This window comes from Clostridium sp. TW13 (genome assembly GCF_024345225.1).
Lineage (GTDB): Bacteria > Bacillota > Clostridia > Clostridiales > Clostridiaceae > Inconstantimicrobium > Inconstantimicrobium mannanitabidum.
Genome location: NZ_BROD01000001.1, coordinates 232,269 through 258,326, shown reverse-complemented (window position 1 = coordinate 258,326; position 26,058 = coordinate 232,269). Strand labels below are relative to the sequence as shown.

The following is a 26,058-nucleotide window of genomic DNA, read 5'->3' as shown; positions in this document are numbered from 1 at the left end:
TATCATATCATGTATTATTTATACAAACAATATTATTTCTTTTTCTACTTAAAATAACATAACATATTACAAAAAGTAATAAATTATTTATGTAATCTTTCACAAAATATAAAAGGAAACTGAAATAATATTATTACCGTCTCCTTTATATTCAACACTGTTTATTTATTATATTTGTTCTTCTTCAAATTTTAATTCTTTTTCTATTAACATAATAATAGCTTCATCAATTGTACAATTTGTAATCTCAGCTATTGCCTTTACTTTCACAGGATTTATAACAATTTTCTTGTCCAATCCTTCTACTTCTATTTTAACATAAGGCTCGTCTCCATAAATATCTAATGGATATTTAACTTTTGAATTAATTTGGTTAACTATTTTTTTTGATTCATTTAAGACCTCTTGATATAAATCTGCTCTTTCATTGATGTAGTTTATTATATTCCCTGTATTCATTTGTAAAACTCCTTCATAATAATATTTTTCTCATAGGTTATTAAATTCTATAAATTATACAATTCTCCTTTATGTATATAAAGGTCACATTTCCATGGGTTTCTCCAATTGTAACTAGTTCTATAATTATATTTAATAAAAGTAGGATATTAGACATAAAAAAACCTCCATTGGTATAAATTCAATAGAGGCTTATGATATTATTAAAAATTTTCTTTTTTTACCCCATAATTTTTTTTGCTGGTGCTTCTAACTTTAAAGCAACTGATACTGCTTTATATAATGGGAAAGTAACTATTGAAGTAATTGCACCTTTTAGTAAGTTAAATGGTAGCATTACTGTAGATGCATAAACTGCTAAGTTTCCAAACTCCATATGAAATGCCTTTGTGTACATTGGTAAAAGTACAAAATAGTTTAGCAATGATCCAAATACAGACATTACAACAACTGATACTAATAAAGACATTACTGCCATCTTCTTTGTTTTATTTTTCTTATAAATGTATCCTGCAGTAAAAACCCAAACAGCTCCTACAGCAAAATTAGCAAATTCTCCAATTAACATACTATAAGACCCTTTGATAACTACATTTATTACATTCTTTAATAATTCTATGAGTACCCCTGCTACTGGACCTAAGGCAAAACTTCCTATAAGTGCTGGCATATCACTAAAATCAAATCTTAAGAAAGCTGGAAATATAGGTAGTGGAAAGCTAAAATACATAAGCACTACTGCCACTGCTGTAAACACTCCTATTTTTACCATAGTATTTGTGTTGTTCTTTTTCATTATTCATTCCTCCTGATTATTTGATAGTTAATAGAATTATCTTCTCAAAAAACCTTAAAGAATTATTTTATATTATTTCATAAAATAAACCCCTGATATACGAAAATACATCAGGGGTTATACGTCAGAATAACTGTACAAATTATACTTATTCATCATCTTCTTTCATCCAGACTATACTGTCGGCTTCGGAATTACACCGAATCATGCAATTAATTGCTCGTGGGCTTTACCACCGGTGGAGACTTACACTCCGCCCTGAAGATATCTATTAACTTTTCTTAAATTATACAACAAAAAATAAATTTGTACAAGCTTGTTTTGTATTAATATGCTTCAATGTCCACCATTTATCTCATGTTATCGACCATATTATCTAACTGGTCAGCAATGTGCACTGAATCTTGGATATTCATATTCACTTCTTCCATAGCTTTAGACTGCTCTTTTGTAGTTTCTAATGTACTTTGTGAATTTTTCATGGTCCCTTTAACAGATTCTTGGATAGTGTTAGTTAATTTAGCAATCTCATTCGCTGTTTCCTTTGAATTTTCAGATAACTTCTTTATTTCAGATGCAACTACTGCAAATCCTTTTCCTACTTCTCCAGCACGAGCTGCCTCAATTGAAGCATTTAATCCTAACATCTTTGTTTGATTTGCTATATTTTTTATAGCATCAAGAATAGAATTAATTTCATCAGTAATTGCTCCAACTTCAGATATAGATTCATTTAATTGCTCTTGTTGAGCACTTATATCTGCTGCTGACGCTGAAAGTTCTTCTATAGATGCTGATACTTGCATAAAGTTATTGCTTAATCTCTTTGATAATGTTTTTAACTTTATTTCATTAAAACCATTCTTAGCAAAAGAATTTGCTATTATAAATAATACATCTGCTGCCGCTTCTATATTCTTCATTTGAGTAATTTTTACTTGCTCTGCTGCATCTGCCATAGCTTCAGCATTTACATCTATCTCATTTCCAATTTGTATGTAAGTTTGTCTATCAGGCTTTTCTGTAAGCATTTGTCCACCTAAAACAGTTCCTAAGAGCTTTCCTTCTACAATAATAGGTGCTGCAAAATCAATAAGCCCTGCATGGCAAAAACCTACGTATGGTTTACCAGTTCTAGCTGCCTCTTCTCCCATCCTATTATGGGATGCAGCACATCTGTCATCTCCTTTTTTAGTTGAATGTACAAATCTGTCACAAAACTTTGTGTAAGAACTTGGCTTAGTTACTGGTTTACCATTTTTGTCTACTGTAACACTAGCACAATTAATTCCTACAGCAAAGTTATCTTGAAATCTTTGTAATAATTCTATATCTATAATGTCTGTTATTTCTAGCTTGTCCATGTCGATCGTATTATCTTCTAAAATATGTATCATAATAAGTTCCCCCCGCTTTATTTATAATCGTACAAATCTAACTTAATTATAATACACCATTTCTTTAATGTCATTTAATTTTTTATGGTAAATTTCAAATTTGTACATGTATACAAGTATTTTTTTCGACATTATATATCTATCTATTCATTCTATATTTAAACACAAAAATTCTTATATTAATCTTTGCATAAAAGTCCCTGATATATTAAATATATCAGGGACTTTTATAAAAAACTATGTAAATATTCTTTTTTAAAGTGTTTTAATTCACACCCTCAACAATATTATCTAGCTGATCTGCGATGTGTACTGAATCTTGAATATTCATATTCACTTCTTCCATAGCTTTAGATTGTTCTTTTGTAGTTTCTAATGTAGTTTGTGAATTTTTCATAGTGCTTTTAACGGATTCTTGTATTGTATTAGTTAATTTAGCTATTTCATTTGCTGTTTCCTTAGAGTTTTCAGATAACTTCTTTATTTCAGATGCAACTACTGCAAATCCTTTTCCTACTTCTCCTGCACGAGCTGCTTCAATTGAAGCATTTAATCCTAGCATCTTTGTTTGATTTGCTATATTCTTTATAGCATCAAGAATAGAATTAATTTGATCAGTAATTGCACCAACTTCAGATATTGCTTCGTTTAACTGCTCTTGCTGAGAACTTATATCCGCTGCTGATGCTGAAAGTTCCTCTATAGAAGCTGATACTTGCATAAAATTATTGCTTAATCTCTTTGATAAAGTCTTTAGTTTAATTTCATTATATCCATTTTTAGCAAAAGAATTCACTATAGCAAACAATACATCTGCAGCAGCTTCTATATTTTCCATATGAGTTCTTCCTACTTCTTCCGCTGCATCTGCCATAACTTTAGAATCTACATCTATTTCATTAGCAATTTCAATAAAACTTTGTCTGTCAACTTCTTCAGTGTGCATTTGGCCACCTAAAACTGTACCTAAAAGTTTTCCTTCTACAATAATAGGAGCTGCAAAATCTACAAGCCCAGCATGACACAATCCTACATAAGGTTTTCCAAGCCTTGCTGCTTCTTCTCCCATTCTATGATGAGATGCAGCACACCTATCACTACCCTTTTGGGTTGACTGAACAAGATTAAGGCAATAGTTTGTATAAGAACTAGGTTTTGTTACTGGCTGCCCTTTTGCATCTACTGTAACACTAGCGCAGTTAATTCCTATAGCAAAATTGTCTTGAAATCTTTGTAATAGTTCTATATCTATTACATCCTTAATCTCCAACTTTTCTAGATCTACAGTATTATCCTCACGTATACTTATCATAATTAATTCCTCCTTACCCTTTTATGAGTAATATATCGGAGAAAACTGTTATTCCTTGAATAAAAATGTATAAATCAATACTTTTAATGAAGCTTACTTATTAGACCTCTAATCTATTATTCCTTCTTCATTGATAATGCTATTCTATGTCTTTTTTCATCAATTTCGAGCACTCTTACTTCAATGATGTCGCCTACACTCACTATATCTAATGGATGTTTAACAAATCTATCTGCCATTTGACTTTTATGCACCAATCCATCTTGATGAACTCCAATATCTACAAAAGCACCAAAATCAGAAACATTTCTTACAGTCCCCATTAACATCATGCCTGGTTTTAAGTCTTTAATATCTAAAACACCGGATTTTAGTATTGGTTTTGGAAGTTCTTCTCTTGGATCTCTTCCTGGCTTCTTAAGTTCTTTTATTATATCTTTAAGGGTAAGTTCACCAATTGATAGTTCCTCTGACAACTTTTTAATGCCAAGTTCATTTACTTTAGCATCAATACTTTGTATAGCTCCATTTCTTATATCTTCTTCGCTATACCCTAATTTGTTGATAAGTTGTTTAGTAGCATCATAAGATTCTGGATGAACAGAAGTATTATCTAATATTTCATTACTTTCAGCAACCCTTAAGAAACCAGCACATTGCTCAAAAGCTTTTTGTCCAAGTCTCTTTACTTTTAACAATTCTTTTCGGTTCTTAAATTTGCCATTTTCTTCTCTATAAGCTACAACGTTTGCTGCAATAGATGGGTTAATACCTGCTATATAACTAAGTAAAGATGGAGTTGCTACATTTAAATCTACTCCTACATTATTAACACAGTCTTCAACTATTCCTTTTAATGATTCATCCAGCTTCTTTGGAGTTACATCATGTTGATACTGTCCTACCCCTATAGACTTTGGATCAATCTTCACAAGTTCAGCTAGTGGGTCTTGCAGTCTTCTTCCTATAGATATTGCTCCTCTTATGGTTACATCTAAATCAGGATATTCCTTTGCTGCAAGTTCTGACGCTGAGTATACTGATGCCCCAGCCTCTGAAACTATTACATAGTATATTTCCTTGCCCTTTTCTCTTTTGACTTCACTTAAAATTCTAGCTATTACTTCCTCTGATTCTCTGCTTGCTGTACCATTTCCTAAAGAAATAACATCTACATCATATTTATAAATTAATTCTTTTAGAGTTTTCACAGTCCCTTCCACATCACTCTTTGGTACAGTAGGATAAACTGTAGCCTTCTCTAAAAACTTTCCTGTATCATCCAAAACAGCAACCTTACAGCCTGTTCTAAAACCAGGATCATATCCCATAACCACCTTACCTTTTATAGGTGATTGCATTAGTAATGCTTTAAGATTAGCCTTAAATATATTTATAGCCCCTTCTTCTCCTATATCAGTAAGCTCACTTCTTATTTCTCTTTCTATTGATGGATAGATAAGTCTCTTAAACGAATCTCTAACTGATAACTCAACATATTTATCAGTAACTTCATTACCTTTTAAACACTTATTTAATAAATATTGAATTAGTTTATCTTCTGGAGCCGTTACTTTAACTGATAGAACTTTTTCTTTTTCCCCTCTGTTAATAGCAAGAATTCTATGAGAAGGAATATTTCTTACAGCTTCACTATATTCATAATACATTTCATATGGGGTTGGTTCATCGCTTCCACCTTTTGTTTCTATAATTCCTTCTCTTTGAACAATCTCCCTAATGTACTTTCTAAAGCTTGCTTCATCAGATATCTTTTCACTTATTATATCCATAGCTCCAGCCAATGCTTCCTCTTTGGAGTTAACACCCTTTTCTTCATCTATATATTTTTGTACTTCACTTTCTATATCACCTTTAAATTCTGCTGAATATATTAATTCTGCTAATGGTGATAATCCCTTTTCCACAGCTATAGTAGCTCTTGTTCTTTTCTTTTGCTTATATGGTCTATACAAATCTTCAATTTCAGTTAATGTTTTAGCATTATTTATAGCTTTTGATAACTCATCTGTAAGCTTTCCTTGCTCCTCTATAAGCCTTGTTACATCTTCTTTTCTTCCTTCTAGGTTTCTTAAATATGTTAATCTCTCAAATAATTTTCTTAGTACATCATCACTTAATCCACCAGTTTGTTCCTTTCTATATCTAGCTATAAAAGGGACTGTATTTCCATCATCAAGCAGTTTAATTACATTCTCTACTTGACTTACTCTTATTTCTAATTCTTTTGCTAATATCTCTATTATCTTTTCCATAAAGGCCTCCTAAAATTTAAATGTCTATTTCTTATTATAATGCTTATCATATTTATTGCAAATAAGGTTTATCTTCCTTAGTTCTATATAAAATTTATTATTATTATTGTCATAAAAAATCAAGAGATGCATTTAGGTGTATCACCTAAAAACATCTCTCTTAAAAGTATTTTCATACTATAGTAATTCATCTATTTATCCATTGTTATCTATAACTTAATCTTAAGCAGATTTTTTCAAACCTGTTTCTGTTTCTTCTTTTAATATTGCCTTAACAACCTTTTCAAGTTTAGGCATAAAGAATTGAATACATGGGCCTGTCAGTCCAGCTACTATTATTGTACCTACACCAACTACTCCACCAAGGAAAAATCCTACTACAAAAACTAGTACATCATATGTCATTCTAACCCAACGATATTCTACTTTAGTTTTATCAACTAACATAAGCACAAGTACATCATTAGGTGCAACTCCTAAATTAGAAGCTTTTAATATTGAAAAACCTATTCCAATTATTATACATCCAACTACTAAAACTAAACAGTTAACTATTAGTCCAAGGTCTTTAAATGGAATCACTGATACCATTTTTACGCTTAAATCAATAAATTGTCCTGCTAAAAGAACTGATAAAAATGTTCCTATATTTATATAAGTTCTGTCTATTATTGCTAATATAACAAATAATACTCCTGTTATAATCATGTTACTTTGTCCTGGAGTAACACCCACTACCTTTGAAAGTCCTTGAGTAAATACTGTAAATGGATCTGATCCTATATTGGCACCTAGGAAAAGAGCCACTCCAAGTTGTATTATCCAAAGACCTACAAAGAAAAATATAAATTTCTTTAAGAATAATTTCAAGTTAATTTCTTTCATATTTTCCTCCATAATCATTATATATAGTTAAAAAATAAACAATGTTTTTATAGAACTATTATAGATTATCATAAAAAAATCCAAAAATCAAACATATTTCTTGTAAAAACCTCTTATAGACAATTTAATTTAACTCTGTACGGTTTTTATTCTAAATTTAAAGTTCTTAATTACATATATTATTACTTAGCCATTGCTTAATTTATAAAGAATTTTGACTCTTCAAAAATGCAATTATAAATAAATCTATATCTCCATCCATAACTGCAGTCACATTGGATGTTTCAACTAAAGTTCTATGATCCTTAACCATAGAGTAAGGATGAAATACATAAGATCTTATCTGACTTCCCCAGCCCATATCCTTTAACTCTCCAGTTAAGTCTTCTATCTTTTCCTTATGTGCTCTTTCTTTTAATTCTATGAGTTTAGATTTTAGCATTTCCATTGCGGTATCTTTATTAGAATATTGACTTCTTTCGTTTTGGCAACTTACAACTATACCTGTTGGAATGTGGGTAATTCTAATTGCAGATTCAGTCTTATTTACATGTTGCCCACCAGCTCCACTAGATCTATAGGTATCAATTCTTAAATCTACAGGATTTATTTCAATATCTTGATCTTTAGTAAGCTCAGGCAATACTTCTATTGATGCAAAAGATGTTTGTCGCTTTCCATTAGCATTAAAAGGTGAAATTCTTACAAGTCTATGAATTCCCTTCTCAGCTTTCAAATATCCATAAGCATAAATTCCTTTAACCTTTATTGTAGCACTTTTTATACCAGCTTCATCACCAGGTAGGTTTTCTATTACCTCCACATCATAACCTTTTTTCTCACAATAGCGCAGATACATTCTGAATAACATCTCTGTCCAATCATTCGCATCAGCTCCACCAACTCCAGTATGGAAGGTTACTATAGCATTGTTGCTATCATATGCTCCTGATAACATGGTTTCTATCTTAAATTGTTCAACCTCTGAAATGATATTATTTATTTCTTCAAGAATTTCTTTATTTGTTTCAGAATCATCCTCTTCAGAAATCTCAGCCAAAACTTGAACATCCTCTATTCTTTGAAAAAGATCCTTATACCTTTGAACCTTATCCTTTAGTTGCTTTGTTTGCTTTGTAATTTCAGTTGCAGCATTGGCATCATTCCAAAACTCTGGTTCTTGCATTTTAAATTCCAGCTCAGATACTTTCTTTTCTATAGCTGAAATGTCAAAGTGAATCCCTCATTTCTTCTAATGTTTGCTCTATGTTCTTAAGCTTGCTAATTTGATTTTCAATTTCAAGCAACATATTATCACCTCATTTAATTTATTATAACCAATATTAACATTGTAACACTAAATTAAAAAAATATCCCTAATTATTTTGCAATAAAAAAAGGGCTAAGCCCTTTTTTATTTTTATAATACTTCTCTTCCATGGCAATTCTTATACTTCTTACCACTGCCACATGGACACAAATCATTTCTTCCTATTTTGTCTTCCTTCTTTATAGGTTTTTTCTTTGTGCTTCCATCATCACCATAGTTTGTTGAAGTTTCTTCTACAACTCTTTCTCTTTCAGGAGCATGCTCTATTTGAACGTGATACAACATTTTAACTGTTTCAGTCTTAATATTTTGTATCATTTCATCAAACATAGCACTACCTTCAAATTGATATGCTTGTGTTGGATCTTGTTGCTTATATGCTCTAAGTCCTATTCCTTGTTTTAGATGATCCATATCATCTATATTATCCATCCACTTTGTATCAACAACTTTAAGCATTACTACTCTTTCAATTTCTCTAAGTTGTTCTTCTCCAAAGTCTGCTTCCTTTGCTGCATAAACTTCTTTTGCAACTGATAAGAATCTTGATTTCATTTCATTCTTTTGCATCTTTTCAAGTTCTTCAACTGTTACTATTCCTTCTGGGATACAGATATCTTCTAAATAATCCACTAAATTTTTCAATTCTTGCTTAAAGGTATCCTCTACACCTGTAACATGTGAATCTACTGCAAAATCAATTATATCTTCAACCATTCCTTGAACTTGATCCTTTAAGTTTTCACCTTCAAGTACTTGAGATCTTTGTCTATATATAACTTCTCTTTGCTTATTCATAACATCATCATATCCAAGTAAAGTCTTTCTTACATCAAAGTTATTTCCTTCAACCTTCTTTTGAGCATTCTCTATAGATTTAGTAACCATCTTACTTTCTATAGCTTCATCTTCAGCCAATCCGCTTCCAATAATACCTTGTAGTCTTTCTCCACCAAATATTCTCATTAAATCATCTTCTAAAGAAATATAGAATCTTGATTCACCTGGATCTCCTTGACGTCCTGAACGTCCTCTAAGCTGATTATCTATTCTTCTAGACTCATGTCTTTCAGTACCTATAATCTTAAGTCCTCCAACTTCTACTACACCTTCACCAAGTTTAATATCAGTACCTCTACCAGCCATGTTAGTAGCTATTGTAACAGTCCCAAGTTCTCCTGCATGAGATATAATATCTGCTTCCTGTTCATGGAATTTAGCATTTAAAACTCTATGCTTAACGCCCTTTTTACTAAGTAATTTTGATAAAGCTTCTGACTTTTCAATACTTGTAGTACCAACTAGAACCGGTTGACCTTTCTTATTTGTTTCAGCTATATCATCAACAATAGCATTTAATTTACCACGTTGAGTTGTATAGATTAAGTCTGGTAAATCAGTTCTGACAACTGGTCTATGCGTAGGAATTACTATAACATCCAATCCATAAATTTCTCTAAATTCATTTTCTTCTGTTAAAGCTGTACCAGTCATACCTGCTAATTTTTTATACATTCTAAAATAATTTTGGAATGTAATTGTAGCTAAAGTTTTAGATTCTCTTTCTACCTTTACACCCTCTTTAGCTTCAATAGCTTGATGTAAACCATCAGAGTATCTTCTACCTTCCATTAGTCTTCCTGTAAACTCATCTACAATTATAACTTCTCCATCTTTAACCATGTAGTCTTTATCTAGCTTCATCATGTAATTTGCTTTTAATGCTTGAGTTAAATAATGTTGAAGTTCCATATTCTCAGCATCAGCATAATTTTCAACTCCAAAAGCTTTTTCTGCCTTAGCTACACCTGCATCTGTAAGCATAACAGCATTTGCTTTTTCATCTAAAGTAAAATCATCTTCTGCTGTTAATCCCTTTGCAAAGAAATCTGCTATCTTATAAAATTCAGTACTCTTTTCTCCTGCACCTGAAATTATAAGTGGAGTTCTAGCTTCATCAATTAATATAGAGTCAACTTCGTCCACTATACAATAGTGTAAAGGTCTTTGAACTCTTTCTTCTTTATATATAACCATATTGTCTCTAAGATAATCGAATCCAAATTCATTGTTTGTTCCATAAGTTATATCAGCATTATATGATTCTCTTCTTTGATTATTGTCTAATTCATGAACAATAACACCTGTAGTAAGTCCTAGGAATCCATATACTCTTCCCATTTCCTCCATATCTCTCTTAGCAAGATAATCATTTACTGTAACTACATGTACTCCCTTACCTTCTAGTGCATTTAAATATGCTGGTAATGTAGCAACTAAAGTTTTTCCTTCACCTGTTTTCATTTCTGAAATTCTACCTTGATGAAGTACTATACCTCCAATTAATTGTTCTCTATAATGTGTTAACCCTAGAACTCTAGTCGAAGCTTCTCTTACAACTGCAAAAGCTTCTGGTAATATAGAATCCAAACTTTCTCCATTTGAAACCCTATCTTTAAATTCTTGAGTTTTATTTCTTAAATCCTCATCTGATAGTTCTCTAATTGAACTTTGTAGTGAATCTATTTTATCTACAATAGGAACTATCCTTTTTACTTCCCTCTCACTATAAGTCCCAAAAACTTTACTTAACAATCCCATGCTTCTTTCCTCTCAATCCTGTAGTATTATATTTAGGCATCTTCAAAAAAATAGGTAAGTACTTATACTAATCTATTTGACCTTATGCTACGTGAACAGAACTATTAGATAGCTCACTATCTGCAGAACCTGCTTCATTGTCTAACTAAAAATATCAGTCGCATATTTAGATTTGTTGCTTATCTTCAGATGCTTTAAACGTATTTTTTTAAATTATACCATTTATTAGTTTATAAATTCAACATATTCTTATTACATTATACCTTTATACATAATTAAAAGCTACCCAAAATTGATTTTGAGTAGCTAAATATCAATTATTAATTTATATTTTATAAAAATTCTGGTTCGATTAATCCATAATCTCCATCTTTTCTTTTATAAATGACTCTTATTTCGTTAGTTTCTGCTTCTTTGTATACAAAAAAGTTATGTCCTACGAGTTCCATTTGTAATATAGCTTCTTCTTGGAACATTGGTTTTACTGGGAACTTTTTAGTTTTAACAACTCTTCCTTCTTGTTCTTCTTCATTTCTATTTTCAATCATATCTAGATTTAAATATCTTACAGATTCACCACTATACTTTCTTTCTAACTTTGTCTTTTGCTTTCTCATCTGTCTTTCTAATTTATCTTCAATTAAATCAATGGATTTATACATATCCTCAGTTGATTCTTCGCATCTTAACACTACCCCATTAAATGGTATTGTTACTTCTATTATATGTCTGTTCTTTTGTACACTTAATGTAACTTTGGCTTCCACATTTGGATTAAAATATTTATCTAGCTTCGATAATTTTTTTTCCACAGCCTCTCTCAATGCAGGTGTTAACTTTATGTTTTTTGCTAATACTGTTACTTTCATATGGTCAGCCCCTCTCAAAACTAAGATTACTTTTAATTAAGTAATCGTTTTATTTGTTAATTTTATTTTACATACATTTTTATCTTTTAACAAGTTTGCTTTTACCGAATTAACTGAATATTAATAATATTAAATCAATTTTTCTATAGAATACTTTGTTTCTCCTATTTAGTGTTAACTTTACTTTGTCCAACAAAATATTTTATAATTATTATAACCGAGCACAAAATAATTATTAAAAAATACAAAAAAGTCATTAGTTTTAGAAACTAATGACTTTTTTATGGAAAAGCTAGTTGACCTGGTCTTTGACCCCACACTCGCCTGCTGGAGCTTTTGCTACCCGGACTCAACCTCTCACTACTAACCCTCTCAGCTACTAACTGGCAGGACTTACCTCTAAACCGCACCATGCTCATTAACTCTTTGTTTAACTTACGTGGATCGTTTCGCCTGCGACTGGCATCGACTTTCAACCACAAACCTAGCTTTTCTGAAAATTATTATACAATTATATTGTACTTTTTGCAACAGCAATTATTAGAACTTTTTTTGCTCCTGCATCAATCAATGCCTTCTTTGCAAAAAATAATGTTGCTCCTGTAGTTATAACATCATCTATAAGAATAACTTCCTTTCCAGAAACTTCCTTTGAAGATTGAAAAGCATCTTTTAAATTATCTATTCTCTCTTTATGACTTAGTCTTTTTTGTTCTTTAACATTATCATCTTTAATTAGGTACTTCTTTGCTAAAATCCCAGTTTCATGCTCAATATATTCTGCTAGAAACTCACATTGATCAAATCCTCTATCTTTTATATTTTTCTTTGAACTTGGTATATATGCCAGCACCCAATTCTTATCTTCAAAGGATTTTATTTTATCGATAATAAAATCCCCTAGTTTTTCTCCAATATAAAAATCTCTGCCGTATTTAAATTTTAAAACCAGTTTCTTTATTTCATGCCCATAATAGCAACACGGATACACATATTCATCAAAATCTTTTAATTTTATTTTCCCAGTAATATAATTTATCTTGCTATTACATTTATCACAAATTACTTCATCACTTTCTTCTCCACAACAAATACATTGATTGATATGTGGAAACAAAGTTTCAATAAAACATTCATAAAAATACTTTATTAACTCAACAAACCTTTTTCCCATGAAATTTTATTATACTGCCTTGCATATTCTTTAGCTAAATCAATATTGTCACTGACTTCATTTGATAGTAGCAAAACTTCTCCCTCCTTATTCTTTTCTCCTACTTTCCCACATAAATATATTATCTTCTTATAGTCAAACCATCTATCGTCAGAAAAATAAACTATTATATCTAGGTTAGGTATATTTCTAAACTCCTCATTAATAACTTCAGAAACTATAATAACAGCATTATCCTTTATGCTATTTACCTCTTTATATAATTTATTGCTCTGCTCTTCACTATATTTAAATACTTTGATTTTATCACTTATTTTTAATTTTTTAAGATAGTACTCATAAACAAGCTCTTTTTTTTCAGAATCAGGAGTTAACATTAGAATCTTTCTTTTTTGAGATTTAAACCATTTTAAATAATCATATATAACAAATGGAATATCTTCTTCCAAATCAACCCGTGTTTTTATTACCCTTGGCTCAATAAAAGGTTTGTCACTTAACGCATTTCCAGCATATAAAACTCTTACATTTAGGAATATTTCTTCAAAGGTATATGCAATTATTTTCTTTGAGTTCTTATAAAAATAATCAATAAAATCTTGTAACTCTAACTTAGAATAATTGGACAATGCACTTATATCATCTAAAATCACCAAATCATATTTTCCTTTAATGTTAGGCGTATTACCTAGACGGCTAAAATTAATACTAGCCTCACTATCTATACACCCATCCTTAACTTTTGAATATGTTATATCTTTTCCCAAACTCTTAATTACAGTAATTATTTCTTTATACTTTTCCTCATTATTGCCTAAATATAGAACTCTTCCATTTGATTTAAGAACATCATAAATCAAAGACTTAAAAATTCTTATTTCATTATATGGATAAGTTACTATATTTATTAATTTTTCTTCATCTTCTTCATACCATGCCTTTAAATTTTTAATTAAACATTTTATTTCAGAACATTTTTGATTTTCTTGTATTACACACTCTTTCATAATATACCTCTATTCTTTAGAAAATACATTTTCAGACACAATATCATTTATTCTCCACTGAAGTGAAGAATTTCTGTCAATACTCTTAATATTATTAATCATATAGCTAAGCGCCTTAACATCCCCAACAAGGACTACCAATTCTTTAGCTCTAGTTATTCCTGTATACAATAAGTTTCTATTCATTAATAATGGTGACCCCATAAATACAGGCATAATAACTACTGGGAATTCACTTCCCTGACTTTTATGAATAGTTATTGCATAAGCACTCTCAAGTTCATCTGCATTAATATTATCATAAATGACCTTTCTCTCTTCATCAAAAATTACAGACATAGTTCTATTTTCAACATTTATATCTTCTATGAATCCAACATCACCATTAAACACCCCTGTACCTTCATTTTCTCCACTTCCTGCAATTCTAGTCCAGTTTATAGAATAATTATTTTTCGTTTGCATTACTTTATCGCCAACTCTAAAAATCATATTCTTTAATTGTTTTTCTTTCTTATTTTTATTACTAGGATTTAATACTGCTTGTAATTTTTCATTTAGATTTGTCACACCTAAACTTCCTTTTCTCGTTGGTGTCAATATTTGAATGTCTCGAAGCTTATTCCATGACTTATTGAACTTAGGTAATCTAATATTAGCAAGCTCTACAACGGTCCTTAACATTTCCTCTTGATTAGTTCCATTTATAAAGAAAAAATCCTTTCCTTTTTCATTTAGAATAGGCATTTCACCATTATTTATTTTATGAGCATTTACTATTATCATACTTTCTTTACCCTGTCTAAATATTTCATTAAGTCTAACCACCTTGGTAAAGTTCGCATTTATTAGATCTGCTAATACATTTCCCGGACCAACTGAAGGTAATTGATCTACATCTCCTACAACTATAAGTCTCGTTCCCATCTTAATTGATTTTAACAGATTATTCATTAACATGATATCTATCATCGAAGCTTCATCAACTATAATTACATCTGCATCTAATGGTTCCCCTTCGCTTTGTCCATACATTAATTCCTCATTATCATCTATCACCATGTCTAACATTCTATGTATAGTCTTTGCTTCCCTCTTAGTTGATTCAGACATTCTTTTAGCTGCCCTTCCTGTTGGTGCACCTAAAAGTACTTTTAATCCACATTTTTCAAAAATATCAATTATACATTTTATTATAGTTGTTTTTCCTGTGCCAGGACCACCTGTTATTATTTCAATGCCATTATCCATAGCCCCTGTGATAGCTTCTTTCTGAGAAGGTGCAAATTTTATATTATTTCCTTCTTCAAAAAGCTTTATTTCATAGTCTACATCTATGTTTAAGCTATTAAAATTGCTTATGGCTAACTTTAATATTCGCTGAGTTATTCCAATCTCACAATAATAATATGGCATAGCAAAAACTGCATCCACACCATTAACCTTTTCTATCATTATTTTATTCTCAATGACTTCGTTATTCAAACAATCTTCTACAGTTTCCTCTTTTATATCTAGGACTTCTGAAGATCTACTTAACAATTCATCCTTTGGCATAAATGTATTGCCATTGGCACAGTATTCATTTATTACATATCTTATTCCGCTACTTATTCTAAAAGAAGATTCTTTATCAATACCTAGAGATGCTGCTATTTTATCTGATGTTTTAAATCCAATACCAGATATTTCATCACATAATACATATGGATTCTGTTTAACTATAACTACTGAATTTGCACCATATTTTTTATATATTTTCATGCACTGTGAAACAGTAACCATATGTGCTTGAAAGAACATTATTATATTTTTCAATTCTCTCTGGGACTTATATGATTCCATAATAATTTCTATTTTTTTCTTTCCAAGTCCTTGAATTTCATTTAGTTTATTAATATCTTCATCCAATATTTCTAATGTTCTATCACCAAATCTACTTACTATCTTCTTCGCTGTTACAGGACCAATTCCATAAATTACACCTGAAGATAAATATTTTTCTATTGCACTTGCCGTACTAGGAACAATTTCTTCACATTCTACAACTTTAAATTGCTTACCAAACTTTGCATTTAAAATCCACTCACCTTTAAGCAACAAATTCTGATTCTCGCTAACATATGGGATTGTTCCTACTGCTATTATTTCTTTTCTCTCTGATTCTATTTTAAAAACTGTGTACCCATTTTCTTCATTCTTAAATAAAATTGATAGAACGTTTCCTCTTAACTCATCCATCAAATCTCTCCTAATTTTTTTAATCATTACTTCATTATAACAAATTATTAGGTATCTGAAAATAAATAACAAATCCAAATAGACTAGCAAATGGAGTTATTTATTTTTAAAGATGCCTTATATATTGAAATTCTTTACATAACTCACAATTCTAAACATTTTATTAAAAGAAAAAAGCTTTCTAGTAACATTATTACCAGAAAGCTTTTTCTTCTAAATTAGATATATTTTTTTATTTCTTCTACCTTATTTAATTGTTCCCAAGGAAGATTTAAATCTGTTCTACCAAAATGACCATATGCTGCTGTTTGCTTGTATATTGGTCTTCTAAGGTCTAAATCTCTTATTATAGCACCTGGTCTTAAATCAAAGACTTTTTCAACTATAGAAGTTATTTGTTCATCTGATACCTTTCCTGTTCCAAAAGTATCAACTTCTATTGATACAGGTTTTGCCACTCCTATAGCATAAGCTATTTCTATTTCAAGCTTATCAGCTACTCCTGCTGCAACTAAGTTCTTTGCAACCCATCTAGCTGCATAAGCTCCTGATCTATCAACCTTTGTTGGATCCTTTCCAGAGAAAGCACCACCACCGTGTCTGCCGTATCCACCATAAGTGTCAACAATTATCTTTCTTCCTGTTAAACCACTATCTCCTTGAGGTCCACCGATTACAAATCTTCCAGTAGGATTTATATAATACTTAGTGTTTTCATCAAGTAATTCTTCTGGTACAACTGCATTAATAACATGTTCTCTTATATCACTTCTTATTTGCTCTTGAGTAACCTTATCATCATGTTGAGTTGATACTACTATTGCATCTATTCTCTTTGGAATGTTATCTTCATACTCAACTGTTACTTGAGTCTTTCCATCTGGTCTTAAATAAGCAAGAATACCATTCTTTCTTACTTCTGTTAACTTTCTAGATAATCTATGAGCCATAGCTATTGGTAAAGGCATAAATTCCTTTGTTTCGTTTGTAGCAAAACCAAACATCATACCTTGGTCTCCAGCACCTATAGCGTCTATTTTATCCATTTCACCTTGTTTTGATTCGATAGCTTCATCTACACCCATAGCTATATCTTTTGACTGCTCATCTATAGAAGTCAACACTGCACAAGTATCACAATCAAAACCATATTTAGCTCTGTCATAACCTATTCCTCTAACTGTTTCTCTAACTATATTAGGGATGTTAACATTAGCACTTGTAGATATTTCTCCCATTACTAAAACCATACCTGTGGTAACAGTTGTTTCACAAGCAACTCTAGCATGAGGGTCTTGAGATAAAATTGCATCCAAAACTCCATCTGAAATTTGATCACAGATTTTATCTGGATGTCCTTCTGTAACTGATTCTGAAGTAAATAATCTTTTCATAATTTCACGTCGTAAATCGACATTTCGCTCCTTTCAAATAAAAAATAAAAGCCTCTCCTTGCGATAAGAAGAGACTATACAGTACTACACATTCTTATCTTGCAACATACTTGTTGCGGAATTGGCACCTTATGTACTTAATTACATAGGTTGCCGGGTTTCATAGGGCCGTATCCCTCCACCTCTCTGGATAAGAGTAAATTTAACTATTTAATTATTATTCATTATATCACTATTAATATTCATAAACAACATATTATATGCTAGCATTTATAAATATTTTGGTGGAGGAGAGTGGATTCGAACCACTGAAGCAACTTGCAACAGATTTACAGTCTGCCCCCTTTGGCCACTCGGGAACTCCTCCGTATCATGGAGCTGGCAATAGGACTCGAACCTACAACCTGCTGATTACAAGTCAGCTGCTCTACCAATTGAGCCATGCCAGCATATTTTATTTTAATAATGGTGGTCACAACAGGGTTCGAACCTGTGACCCTCTGCTTGTAAGGCAGATGCTCTCCCAGCTGAGCTATGCGACCTAATTATAATGGTGGAGGAGAGTGGATTCGAACCACTGAAGCAACTTGCAACAGATTTACAGTCTGCCCCCTTTGGCCACTCGGGAACTCCTCCATATTATGGAGCTGGCAATAGGACTCGAACCTACAACCTGCTGATTACAAGTCAGCTGCTCTACCAATTGAGCCATGCCAGCATATTTCATTTTAATAATGGTGGTCACAACAGGGCTCGAACCTGTGACCCTCTGCTTGTAAGGCAGATGCTCTCCCAGCTGAGCTATGCGACCTAGTTATAATGGTGGAGGAGAGTGGATTCGAACCACTGAAGCAACTTGCAACAGATTTACAGTCTGCCCCCTTTGGCCACTCGGGAACTCCTCCGCATTATGGAGCTGGCAATAGGACTCGAACCTACAACCTGCTGATTACAAGTCAGCTGCTCTACCAATTGAGCCATGCCAGCGTACTATCACATCGGTTAATTTGCTCAACCGACAATGATTAGTATATAGTCTTAGCGAACTATTTTCAATACTAATTTACAAGCATATTCAGCTATTATAGCAAATGTAGTCACTTATAGTCGTTAATGCTCTTAATTTATAGATATATCTACCTATTTTATAATTGTTTAATTTATACTTTTTTCTATTTTATTTATATCAATATAAGGGGACAATATTTCTTTTATTTTACCATATTCATCCTTAGATAATCTTTCTTTTAGTATTTTAAATATATTAACACTGGCATTATACTCATCACCACTTTTTAATAGTTTCTGTATTCTTCCCTCATCAACAGCAGATAATTTCTTTGAATAATATAGTAACTTAGCCTTATCTATTAAGCTTATTTTGGATGCTATTGTACTTTTATCCACTTTAAACACTGTAGTATCTTCTTTTGCATCATCAGATGATTCCTTATTTTGCACTTGAGCTTTATCATCTATATTATCCTGATCCGGTTTTTTTTCTTCTTGATTTTCTTTATTCTGTGATTCATCTTTCTGTATTGGTGCATTATTTTTATTATTGCTGTTATCATTTTTAACAATATCATTTTTATTTTTTTGTTTCTCAACTTTATCTGCTTTTTGCTTATTTTCATTTATATTTATGCTTTGGGGAGCAGGATTAACCCCTTCACTATCTATATCATAATTAATTACCATAATGGTAACTAATGCAATAGTAGTGACTATTATAACCATGCTACTCATGATTTTTTTCATTTTTACCACCTCACTAATATTTGAATAATTGCCCAAAATACTTTTTTTTATTCTATCTCTTAATAATATGTGCAATTTCTTCATATACATTAGTGGAGGGGGGGAAACACAGTGAGCAAAGTAAAAATTAATTACGATTCGCCCTTAGCTTACTATGAACTTGCTTATTTTGCTAAGGATTTTATTAATGAAAATACCATAATTGTTTGTATAGGTACAGATAAGTTTATTGGAGATTGCTTAGGCCCTTTAGTTGGAACTCTTTTGAAAAAAAGTAATTTTCCACTACCCGTCTTCGGTACGTTGGAACAACCTTGCCATGCATTAAATATTGATAGTACATTAGAAAAAATATTCAAGAAATATCCTAAAGCTAACATAATAGGTATTGATGCTTGTATTGGAGAAGATAACACTATAGGTGAATTACAAGCTCGTGATACCCCTATTCATCCCGGAAAGGGTGTAGGTAAATCCCTACCCTCTGTCGGAAATTGTTCAATAATAGGCATTGTAGATAGTTCTGATGGCATTCACCTTTTTACCCAAAAAAACATTAGATTAAGCTTAGTAATGTCTATGTCAACTATAATACATGATGCATTATTACATGCATATTATTTAAGTAAACTTCATAATACAAGTGTATAGATATTTACAATATAGTTATTGAAAAGTAATAAAATGAGCTTATAGGCACACTATCTTATGTGTGTCTATAAGCTCATTTTCATAATACTATTCTATCAATTTAACTTCTTTATCACTATTAAATTCAATTTTATTAAGATGTTTAAGTGATTTTCCAGTACCTTTTACCACGCACTCTACAGAGTCTTCTGCTACTTTTACTTTTACACCTGTGATTTTTTCTATATATTTATCTAATCCAAATAATAGACCACCACCGCCAGTAAGAAGTATACCAGACTCCATTATATCAGCTGACAACTCAGGTGGAGTTTTTTCTAACACTGCATGTACTGTTTCTGCAATCAAAGAAACTGGCTCTTCTAAAGCATTTCTGATTTCTTCTGAATTTACTTCAATAGTATCTGGTAATCCAGTTATAAGGTTTCTACCCTTTACTGGCATTACATAATTTCTTAAACCCCCATATGCAGAACCTATACTAATTTTTAAATCTTCAGCAGTTCTCTCTCCAATCATTAGCTTGTATTTATTTCTAATATGTTTAATTATAGCTTCATCAAATTTATCTCCAGCTATTTTAAGAGAATCTCTAACAACCACACCACCTAGCGAAATAACAGCTACATCTGTGGTTCCGCCACCAATGTCAACTACCATTGATCCATTAGGCTCTGATATATCTAATCCAGCCCCTATAGCTGCTGCCAAAGGCTCCTCTATTAAGTATACATTCTTTGCACCTGAATTTTTTGTAGCATTTATAACAGCTCTTTTTTCTACTTCTGTTGCTTGTGAAGGAATACACACCATTACATTAGGCGCAGAAATTCTTCTTTTGCCACATCCCTTCTTTATAAAATACTTCAACATTTTTTCTGTAATATCATAATCTGATATTACTCCATCTCTTAATGGTCTAACCGCTACTATATTTCCTGGTGTTCTGCCTATCATTTGTCTCGCCTCTTCACCAACTGCAAGTACCTGGTTCTTATTCTTATCTACGGCTACTACTGATGGTTCTTTTAGAACCACACCTTTATCTTTTAAATATACTAAAACCGTAGCAGTACCTAAATCTATTCCCATATCAGTTCCAATACTAAAAAACCACATAGCATTCACTCCCAAAACAAATTTCACATAATATTATACAAAATATGATTTGATTTAACAATATTTTTCATTAATAACTCCTTGGGATTAATATTAATTTAATATTATATATTGGCACTACCCTTCAATAGCTTTGTATTTTAGTTTAGTTGCCTTTCCACCTCTTAAATGTCTTTCTGCCTTATTTAAATCTAAAATTACTTTTGCCTCTTGAGCAATTGTTGGATTTATTTGAGGTAATCTTTCTGTCATATCCTTATGAATTGTACTTTTGCTTACTCCAAAAACTGTAGCAGTTTTTCTAATTGTTGCTTTAGAATTAATTATATATTGAGCTACATCCAATACTCTTTCTTCAATATAATCCTTCAATTTTTTTCCTCCTATTCTACCCATAAATATTTTTAATAGTTAATAATTTTTCAAATATAAAAATTTTTTAAGATATTTAAATAAAAATTCTTCAGCCATTTTCTAAAAAAATGACTGAAGTATTATTTTTATTTGAATGAAACATACTTTGTAGGATTTACTTGATTGTCTTTAGAATCCAATACTTGAAAACCTAAATCTTGACCTATCTTATCTAGCTTTAGACTAATAGCTGTGCCTCCAACAACACCTATTTGTTGTTGTTGTTTTACTACATCATTAACCTTTACTTTTACTGCTGGATCTAAGTTATAATAAACTGTTTTCATTCCATTGCTATGAGTAATCTCAACATAATAACCTATTAAATTATCTGGTGATTCCCCAATTGCTGTAACTTTTCCATCTGCAGCTGCTAATACAGCCATGCCCTTGTCAGCTTTTATAGAAATACCTTTCATTGCACACCAAGCATCTAATGTTTCAACTTTTACTGGAGTTTCTTTATACTCTCTAGTAACGGTTCCATTGCTTATAGGCTTTGCAAACGCAACTTGCGCTGTATTAGTAACTTGCTTTGTTGTATTTGCCTTTTGAGCTTCTTTCTCAGCATTTGCTTTAACTTTACTAGCCGCATCTTGTTTTACTAAATCTGCATTAGGCATATCATTGGTTGGCTTATTTTCATTTACTTTATAATTATTTTCTGCAACCTTCTGTTGTGCCTTCTTCTTATTATCTGCACTCTTTTTTGCAGTTATACCTGCAGCTGTAGCAATAACACATAAGCAGACAAATAAAATTACATAAAAAGATTCTTTTTTTATAAAGTTAAAAAACTTCTTAATTACGTTCATTTGAACACCTCCATTCAGTATTATTTCCCGTAATATCCAATTAATTCACTTACAACACGAATTTGTATATAAAAATTTCTATCTTTTTCTACATTATTACCCAATTTTCTCTATTTATTATATTATTATTCCTAATTCACATGATTTAATTCATAAATATTATTCTTTTTCATTATTTAGATGGACTAAAAAATTAGATAATTCATTCCGAATTGAATTATCTAATTTTATAAAAATAGTTATCCTCCCATTAATAATCCTTTGTATTAGTATTATTAATAGGAGGACATGATATCTAGACAATTTATTTTTGTACTTTTACAAGAACTACTGATATCAAATTAAAAAACCCAGCAGAAAGCAACTAGTTGCGCTCTACTGGGTTTTATTGCATCACTCAATTTTATAATTGATATATAAGGGATTTTGGTGCCATTTCTTCTGCATCACTCTGTAATATATATTTTATTTTTCCTATTAAATCTTCTACACCGATATGGGTTAAAATACATCCATTTTCTCCGTGTTAAACTATATTCACACTACATTCACAGATTTCTGATACCATTATTTAGAGCTTTGCTATCATAGCTTCATCTACTACTAATCACCAATGTTAATCTGTTAAAGTTAATTATTTATTTCCATCCTTCTCAGTAAATTCTAAGGAATTTTTAACCTTTGACCTATATATTGTTCAATAGAGAGTTTTTATATTATTTTTAACTTAAGCATTAAATTACGAAAGAAGGTACTTAACAAATGAATATATCAGGAATATTAAATTCACCTTATTTAAACACTATAAATTATAATAGACAATCACAAAAAGTTGATACAGTATCAAGTGCAACTAAAACTCAAAATGCACAAAATATAGATACAATATCAACTCAATCAAAAGCTCAAAGTATACAAAAACCAGATACAATATCAAGTGCAACCAAATCAAATGGTGGAGATCATTATTTTGAGGCTAGAGCTTAACTAAAAAATATCTTTATAAGAACTCTCTTTTCTAAGTATGCAATTTTCAATTCCGCATAATTTTTCTATAATATCCTAGTTTGCATCTAACTTCGAAATGTTAGTACCACTATAATAATGATTCAATATTTCTCTATAACTGTGTCCACTTTTAGCCATTATATTAGCCCCCCATTGGCTCATACCAACATCATGACCATATCCAAAACAAGTTATAGTTATTGAACTCTCATTAAAATCTAATGAAAAATTACTAGAATTTAATTCAAATATCTTTCTAAAATCCACGCCTGTTATCTTTTGACATCCTAATTGAATTTCCTTTACAGCACCAGATACTGTTCTACTCAGGATGGATACAGATTTTTTCACTTGTGCTGATTTTAAATTTGAGTTTGGATACTTAGAATTCACAATATTGATAAATTCATTGATTGATACATTTTTAGAGGCTTTGTACTTAGGAGCTATTTCTTCGCCTTTACTTGGAACAGATTTTAAATATGGTATATCTTCATTAAAAACATCTATTGAATCTTCAGTTTTTCCTGCACTAATTGCAAAATATTGTGGATATTTTATAATGCTCCCATTATAGGTCACAACTTCACCTGCAGTCTCGTTTACTGCTGCTTTTATTTTTTCATAATACTCCTGTGCTTTATTTTGATCCCACGATTCCATTCTTTTATCTTTGTCAAGATAAGCTTGACAATGTACAGTATCACATATATCTGCTCCATTGGCTTGAGAGCACCTTTCCATAATTTTATTTATAGCAAAAGTACGTGCTGCTACTGCCTGTGCCTTTAATGCCTCCTTATCGAAATTAGCAGGCATCTCTGCACTTACTACACCAATTATATAAACTTCTAAATCCATTTCCTCAGTCTTACCACTTGATGCTCTGTAAACCTTAATCTTATTCAATTTAGACTTGGTTACATTAACCTCTTTATCATTAATAACAAATTGTTTAGCAGAATCTTTTCCGTATGCCTCACCCTTTTTATTATCTCCAACAAAAAAAACTATAGCCACTATTACAATAGTTAGTGTAAAAATAATAATCAAATAACTTAACATTATTTTCTTTATTTTCTCACTTGTATTGAATCGCCTCATTAAATATTCTCCTTTTTTTGATTATTGTAATTAATTTATATTCCAACTTTTATAATTTTATTCGATATATAGTAGTTATAGTTATATACTTAAATGCTATTTGAACACCTATATTTTTTAAAATAAAACAGCTATATCAAAGATATAGCTGTTTTGTAGCAGATTATTCATTTATTCTATAAATATCTGCACCTAATTTTCTTAATTTGTCTTCTATTCTCACATAACCTCTATCAATATGATAAACATCTGTAACCTTTGTATATCCATCAGCTACAAGACCTGCTAAAATCATTGCAGCTCCTGCTCTAAGATCTGTTGCCTTAACTTCACATCCACTTAATCTTCTAACGCCTTCTACAAATGCAGATCTTCCATCTACTTTTATATTGGCACCCATTCTAATAAGTTCAGTTGCATGCATAAATCTATTTTCGAATATGGTTTCTGTAATTACACTTGAACCTTGGGCTAGAGATAACATTGTCATCATTTGTGCTTGCATATCTGTAGGAAATCCTGGATATGGTAATGTTTTTATACTAACTCCTCGTCTTTCATTACGTCCATCTACAATTATTGACTTATTATCATTAATTAATTCTATAAGAACTCCACACTCTTTTAGTTTTTCAATTACTGGTCTTAAGTGTTCTTCATTAATTCCATTTACAGTTAATTTGCTTTTAGTTACTGCTGCTGCCACTAAGAATGTTCCTGCTTCAATTCTATCATATATAGGAGTATATCTTGTTCCTTTTAATTCATCTACACCTTCGATAATTATTTGTCCTGTTCCTGCTCCATCAATTTTTGCTCCCATTGTGTTTAAAAAATTAACCAAATCTACAATTTCTGGTTCTTCTGCAGCATTTTCAATTATAGTTGTACCCTCTGCTAAAGCAGAAGCCATAATTATATTTTCTGTTGCTCCTACTGAAGGAAAATCTAAATAGATTCTATTTCCCTTTAATTTTTTTGCTTTAGCTTCTACAAAACCATGCCCAATTTCAATTTCAGCACCTAAAGCTTTTAATCCTTTTAGATGTAAATCGATTGGTCTTGAGCCTATATTGCATCCACCTGGCATTGATAACTTACATATACCGAATTTAGATAACATCGGACCTAAAATTAAAAAAGAGGCTCTCATTTTTCTTATAAGTTCTGAATTTGTATTGACAGGCTTTATGTCTTTTGTATTGATTAAAATTTCATCTGTATTTTTATTTATAATTACTTTAGACCCTAATTCACTTAATACATCTGATATAACAGCAACATCTTCTAACATAGGTGTGTTATCAATGATTAAATCCTCATTACATAAAATAGATGCTGCAATTATAGGCAAAACTGCATTTTTTGCTGAGCTGATATTTACTTCACCACTTAGTTCATTCCCACCATTAATTACTATCTTCTCCATAATGTCCTCCATTAAA

The 26,058-nt window shown here is 30.9% G+C and carries 21 protein-coding genes, 8 tRNA genes and 2 riboswitches; of the genes, 2 read left to right on the top strand and 27 right to left on the bottom strand.

Going from position 1 to position 26,058, the window contains the following annotated elements:
* Positions 1 to 168: 168 nt before the first annotated feature.
* The 22 genes from OCU47_RS01340 to OCU47_RS01230 all read right to left on the bottom strand — a co-directional run bounded on the left by OCU47_RS01340 (position 169) and on the right by OCU47_RS01230 (position 19,502).
* A complete protein-coding gene (locus OCU47_RS01340) occupies positions 169 to 459 on the bottom strand; it encodes a hypothetical protein (RefSeq protein ID WP_261826795.1) in 291 nt (96 codons plus the stop codon).
* A 220-nt stretch (positions 460 to 679) separates the two neighbouring features.
* On the bottom strand, positions 680 to 1,255 hold the full coding sequence (locus tag OCU47_RS01335; protein WP_261826794.1) for an ECF transporter S component: 576 nt from the start codon (positions 1,253 to 1,255) through the stop codon (positions 680 to 682).
* A 153-nt stretch (positions 1,256 to 1,408) separates the two neighbouring features.
* A riboswitch (FMN riboswitch) is annotated at positions 1,409 to 1,525 on the bottom strand.
* A gap of 80 nt (positions 1,526 to 1,605) precedes the next feature.
* Positions 1,606 to 2,652: a PocR ligand-binding domain-containing protein gene (locus OCU47_RS01330; protein ID WP_261826793.1), complete on the bottom strand. Its 1,047-nt coding sequence runs from the start codon at positions 2,650 to 2,652 to the stop codon at positions 1,606 to 1,608.
* A gap of 265 nt (positions 2,653 to 2,917) precedes the next feature.
* The gene (locus OCU47_RS21760; RefSeq protein WP_309297420.1) at positions 2,918 to 3,964 is read right to left on the bottom strand and encodes a PocR ligand-binding domain-containing protein; all 1,047 of its coding nucleotides are present in this window, start codon (positions 3,962 to 3,964) and stop codon (positions 2,918 to 2,920) included.
* Positions 3,965 to 4,080: 116 nt separating this feature from the next.
* Complete coding sequence (locus OCU47_RS01315) at positions 4,081 to 6,240, bottom strand: Tex family protein (RefSeq protein ID WP_261826792.1); 2,160 nt, start codon at positions 6,238 to 6,240, stop codon at positions 4,081 to 4,083.
* A gap of 222 nt (positions 6,241 to 6,462) precedes the next feature.
* Positions 6,463 to 7,125, bottom strand: a complete 663-nt coding sequence (locus tag OCU47_RS01310; protein WP_261826791.1) for a YczE/YyaS/YitT family protein — start codon at positions 7,123 to 7,125, stop codon at positions 6,463 to 6,465.
* 202 nt (positions 7,126 to 7,327) lie between these two features.
* Positions 7,328 to 8,435 (bottom strand): peptide chain release factor 2 gene (prfB, locus tag OCU47_RS01305; protein ID WP_261826790.1). Its coding sequence is split into 2 segments (ribosomal slippage): positions 7,328 to 8,368 and positions 8,370 to 8,435, totalling 1,107 coding nucleotides; the frame shifts between segments, so codons are not numbered across the junction.
* Between the two features lie 110 nt (positions 8,436 to 8,545).
* A complete protein-coding gene (gene secA / locus OCU47_RS01300; protein ID WP_261826789.1) occupies positions 8,546 to 11,056 on the bottom strand; it encodes a preprotein translocase subunit SecA in 2,511 nt (836 codons plus the stop codon).
* 332 nt (positions 11,057 to 11,388) lie between these two features.
* A complete protein-coding gene (gene hpf, locus OCU47_RS01295; RefSeq protein ID WP_261826788.1) occupies positions 11,389 to 11,925 on the bottom strand; it encodes a ribosome hibernation-promoting factor, HPF/YfiA family in 537 nt (178 codons plus the stop codon).
* Between the two features lie 511 nt (positions 11,926 to 12,436).
* Entirely contained in the window at positions 12,437 to 13,099 is a 663-nt protein-coding gene (locus tag OCU47_RS01290) for a ComF family protein (RefSeq protein WP_261826787.1), read from the bottom strand.
* Positions 13,075 to 14,106, bottom strand: coding sequence for a hypothetical protein (locus tag OCU47_RS01285; protein WP_261826786.1), 1,032 nt, complete (start codon positions 14,104 to 14,106; stop codon positions 13,075 to 13,077). Before OCU47_RS01285 ends, OCU47_RS01290 begins: the two co-directional genes overlap by 25 nt.
* A gap of 9 nt (positions 14,107 to 14,115) precedes the next feature.
* Positions 14,116 to 16,347, bottom strand: coding sequence for an SF1B family DNA helicase RecD2 (gene recD2, locus OCU47_RS01280; RefSeq protein ID WP_261826785.1), 2,232 nt, complete (start codon positions 16,345 to 16,347; stop codon positions 14,116 to 14,118).
* A 218-nt stretch (positions 16,348 to 16,565) separates the two neighbouring features.
* Positions 16,566 to 17,741 carry a methionine adenosyltransferase gene (metK, locus tag OCU47_RS01275; protein WP_261826784.1) on the bottom strand — a complete coding sequence of 392 codons (1,176 nt, stop codon included), beginning with the start codon at positions 17,739 to 17,741 and terminating at the stop codon, positions 16,566 to 16,568.
* Positions 17,742 to 17,832: 91 nt separating this feature from the next.
* A riboswitch (SAM riboswitch) is annotated at positions 17,833 to 17,938 on the bottom strand.
* 85 nt (positions 17,939 to 18,023) lie between these two features.
* Positions 18,024 to 18,108 (bottom strand) — tRNA-Tyr (locus OCU47_RS01270).
* Positions 18,109 to 18,114: 6 nt separating this feature from the next.
* Positions 18,115 to 18,190: transfer RNA gene (locus tag OCU47_RS01265), tRNA-Thr, on the bottom strand.
* Between the two features lie 17 nt (positions 18,191 to 18,207).
* Positions 18,208 to 18,283: transfer RNA gene (locus tag OCU47_RS01260), tRNA-Val, on the bottom strand.
* Positions 18,284 to 18,292: 9 nt separating this feature from the next.
* Positions 18,293 to 18,377 (bottom strand) — tRNA-Tyr (locus tag OCU47_RS01255).
* A 6-nt stretch (positions 18,378 to 18,383) separates the two neighbouring features.
* Positions 18,384 to 18,459 (bottom strand) — tRNA-Thr (locus OCU47_RS01250).
* A gap of 17 nt (positions 18,460 to 18,476) precedes the next feature.
* Positions 18,477 to 18,552, bottom strand: a tRNA-Val gene (locus OCU47_RS01245).
* A 9-nt stretch (positions 18,553 to 18,561) separates the two neighbouring features.
* Positions 18,562 to 18,646 (bottom strand) — tRNA-Tyr (locus OCU47_RS01240).
* Between the two features lie 6 nt (positions 18,647 to 18,652).
* A tRNA-Thr gene (locus tag OCU47_RS01235) sits at positions 18,653 to 18,728 on the bottom strand.
* A gap of 168 nt (positions 18,729 to 18,896) precedes the next feature.
* Entirely contained in the window at positions 18,897 to 19,502 is a 606-nt protein-coding gene (locus OCU47_RS01230) for a hypothetical protein (protein WP_261826783.1), read from the bottom strand.
* Between the two features lie 111 nt (positions 19,503 to 19,613).
* On the opposite strand from OCU47_RS01230, the gene yyaC reads away from it, so the two are divergent.
* A complete protein-coding gene (gene yyaC, locus OCU47_RS01225; RefSeq protein ID WP_261826782.1) occupies positions 19,614 to 20,153 on the top strand; it encodes a spore protease YyaC in 540 nt (179 codons plus the stop codon).
* A gap of 87 nt (positions 20,154 to 20,240) precedes the next feature.
* Here yyaC and mreB read toward each other — a convergent pair whose 3' ends face one another.
* From mreB to OCU47_RS01210, 3 genes are all read right to left on the bottom strand, one after another.
* Positions 20,241 to 21,272 (bottom strand): rod shape-determining protein MreB, encoded by a 1,032-nt coding sequence (gene mreB / locus OCU47_RS01220; RefSeq protein ID WP_261826781.1) that lies wholly within the window; start codon positions 21,270 to 21,272, stop codon positions 20,241 to 20,243.
* Positions 21,273 to 21,389: 117 nt separating this feature from the next.
* Positions 21,390 to 21,644, bottom strand: coding sequence for a sporulation transcriptional regulator SpoIIID (gene spoIIID, locus OCU47_RS01215; RefSeq protein ID WP_261826780.1), 255 nt, complete (start codon positions 21,642 to 21,644; stop codon positions 21,390 to 21,392).
* A gap of 128 nt (positions 21,645 to 21,772) precedes the next feature.
* Complete coding sequence (locus OCU47_RS01210) at positions 21,773 to 22,501, bottom strand: M23 family metallopeptidase (protein WP_261826779.1); 729 nt, start codon at positions 22,499 to 22,501, stop codon at positions 21,773 to 21,775.
* 762 nt (positions 22,502 to 23,263) lie between these two features.
* Between OCU47_RS01210 and OCU47_RS01205 the strand changes: the two genes are divergently transcribed.
* The gene (locus OCU47_RS01205) at positions 23,264 to 23,488 is read left to right on the top strand and encodes a hypothetical protein (protein WP_261826778.1); all 225 of its coding nucleotides are present in this window, start codon (positions 23,264 to 23,266) and stop codon (positions 23,486 to 23,488) included.
* 75 nt (positions 23,489 to 23,563) lie between these two features.
* Here the strand turns inward: OCU47_RS01205 and spoIID are convergent, their stop codons facing one another.
* A complete protein-coding gene (spoIID, locus tag OCU47_RS01200) occupies positions 23,564 to 24,613 on the bottom strand; it encodes a stage II sporulation protein D (protein ID WP_261826777.1) in 1,050 nt (349 codons plus the stop codon).
* A 163-nt stretch (positions 24,614 to 24,776) separates the two neighbouring features.
* Complete coding sequence (gene murA, locus OCU47_RS01195; RefSeq protein WP_261826776.1) at positions 24,777 to 26,042, bottom strand: UDP-N-acetylglucosamine 1-carboxyvinyltransferase; 1,266 nt, start codon at positions 26,040 to 26,042, stop codon at positions 24,777 to 24,779.
* Between the last annotated feature and the right edge of the window lie 16 nt (positions 26,043 to 26,058).

Coding starts and splice junctions, on each gene's coding strand:
- OCU47_RS01340 (WP_261826795.1), bottom strand. CDS start 459: ATGAATACAGGGAATATAATAAACTACATCAATGAAAGAGCAGATTTA.
- OCU47_RS01335 (WP_261826794.1), bottom strand. CDS start 1,255: ATGAAAAAGAACAACACAAATACTATGGTAAAAATAGGAGTGTTTACA.
- OCU47_RS01330 (WP_261826793.1), bottom strand. CDS start 2,652: ATGATACATATTTTAGAAGATAATACGATCGACATGGACAAGCTAGAA.
- OCU47_RS21760 (WP_309297420.1), bottom strand. CDS start 3,964: ATGATAAGTATACGTGAGGATAATACTGTAGATCTAGAAAAGTTGGAG.
- OCU47_RS01315 (WP_261826792.1), bottom strand. CDS start 6,240: ATGGAAAAGATAATAGAGATATTAGCAAAAGAATTAGAAATAAGAGTA.
- OCU47_RS01310 (WP_261826791.1), bottom strand. CDS start 7,125: ATGAAAGAAATTAACTTGAAATTATTCTTAAAGAAATTTATATTTTTC.
- secA (WP_261826789.1), bottom strand. CDS start 11,056: ATGGGATTGTTAAGTAAAGTTTTTGGGACTTATAGTGAGAGGGAAGTA.
- hpf (WP_261826788.1), bottom strand. CDS start 11,925: ATGAAAGTAACAGTATTAGCAAAAAACATAAAGTTAACACCTGCATTG.
- OCU47_RS01290 (WP_261826787.1), bottom strand. CDS start 13,099: ATGGGAAAAAGGTTTGTTGAGTTAATAAAGTATTTTTATGAATGTTTT.
- OCU47_RS01285 (WP_261826786.1), bottom strand. CDS start 14,106: ATGAAAGAGTGTGTAATACAAGAAAATCAAAAATGTTCTGAAATAAAA.
- recD2 (WP_261826785.1), bottom strand. CDS start 16,347: ATGGATGAGTTAAGAGGAAACGTTCTATCAATTTTATTTAAGAATGAA.
- metK (WP_261826784.1), bottom strand. CDS start 17,741: ATGAAAAGATTATTTACTTCAGAATCAGTTACAGAAGGACATCCAGAT.
- OCU47_RS01230 (WP_261826783.1), bottom strand. CDS start 19,502: ATGAAAAAAATCATGAGTAGCATGGTTATAATAGTCACTACTATTGCA.
- mreB (WP_261826781.1), bottom strand. CDS start 21,272: ATGTGGTTTTTTAGTATTGGAACTGATATGGGAATAGATTTAGGTACT.
- OCU47_RS01210 (WP_261826779.1), bottom strand. CDS start 22,501: ATGAACGTAATTAAGAAGTTTTTTAACTTTATAAAAAAAGAATCTTTT.
- OCU47_RS01205 (WP_261826778.1), top strand. CDS start 23,264: ATGAATATATCAGGAATATTAAATTCACCTTATTTAAACACTATAAAT.
- spoIID (WP_261826777.1), bottom strand. CDS start 24,613: ATGAGGCGATTCAATACAAGTGAGAAAATAAAGAAAATAATGTTAAGT.
- murA (WP_261826776.1), bottom strand. CDS start 26,042: ATGGAGAAGATAGTAATTAATGGTGGGAATGAACTAAGTGGTGAAGTA.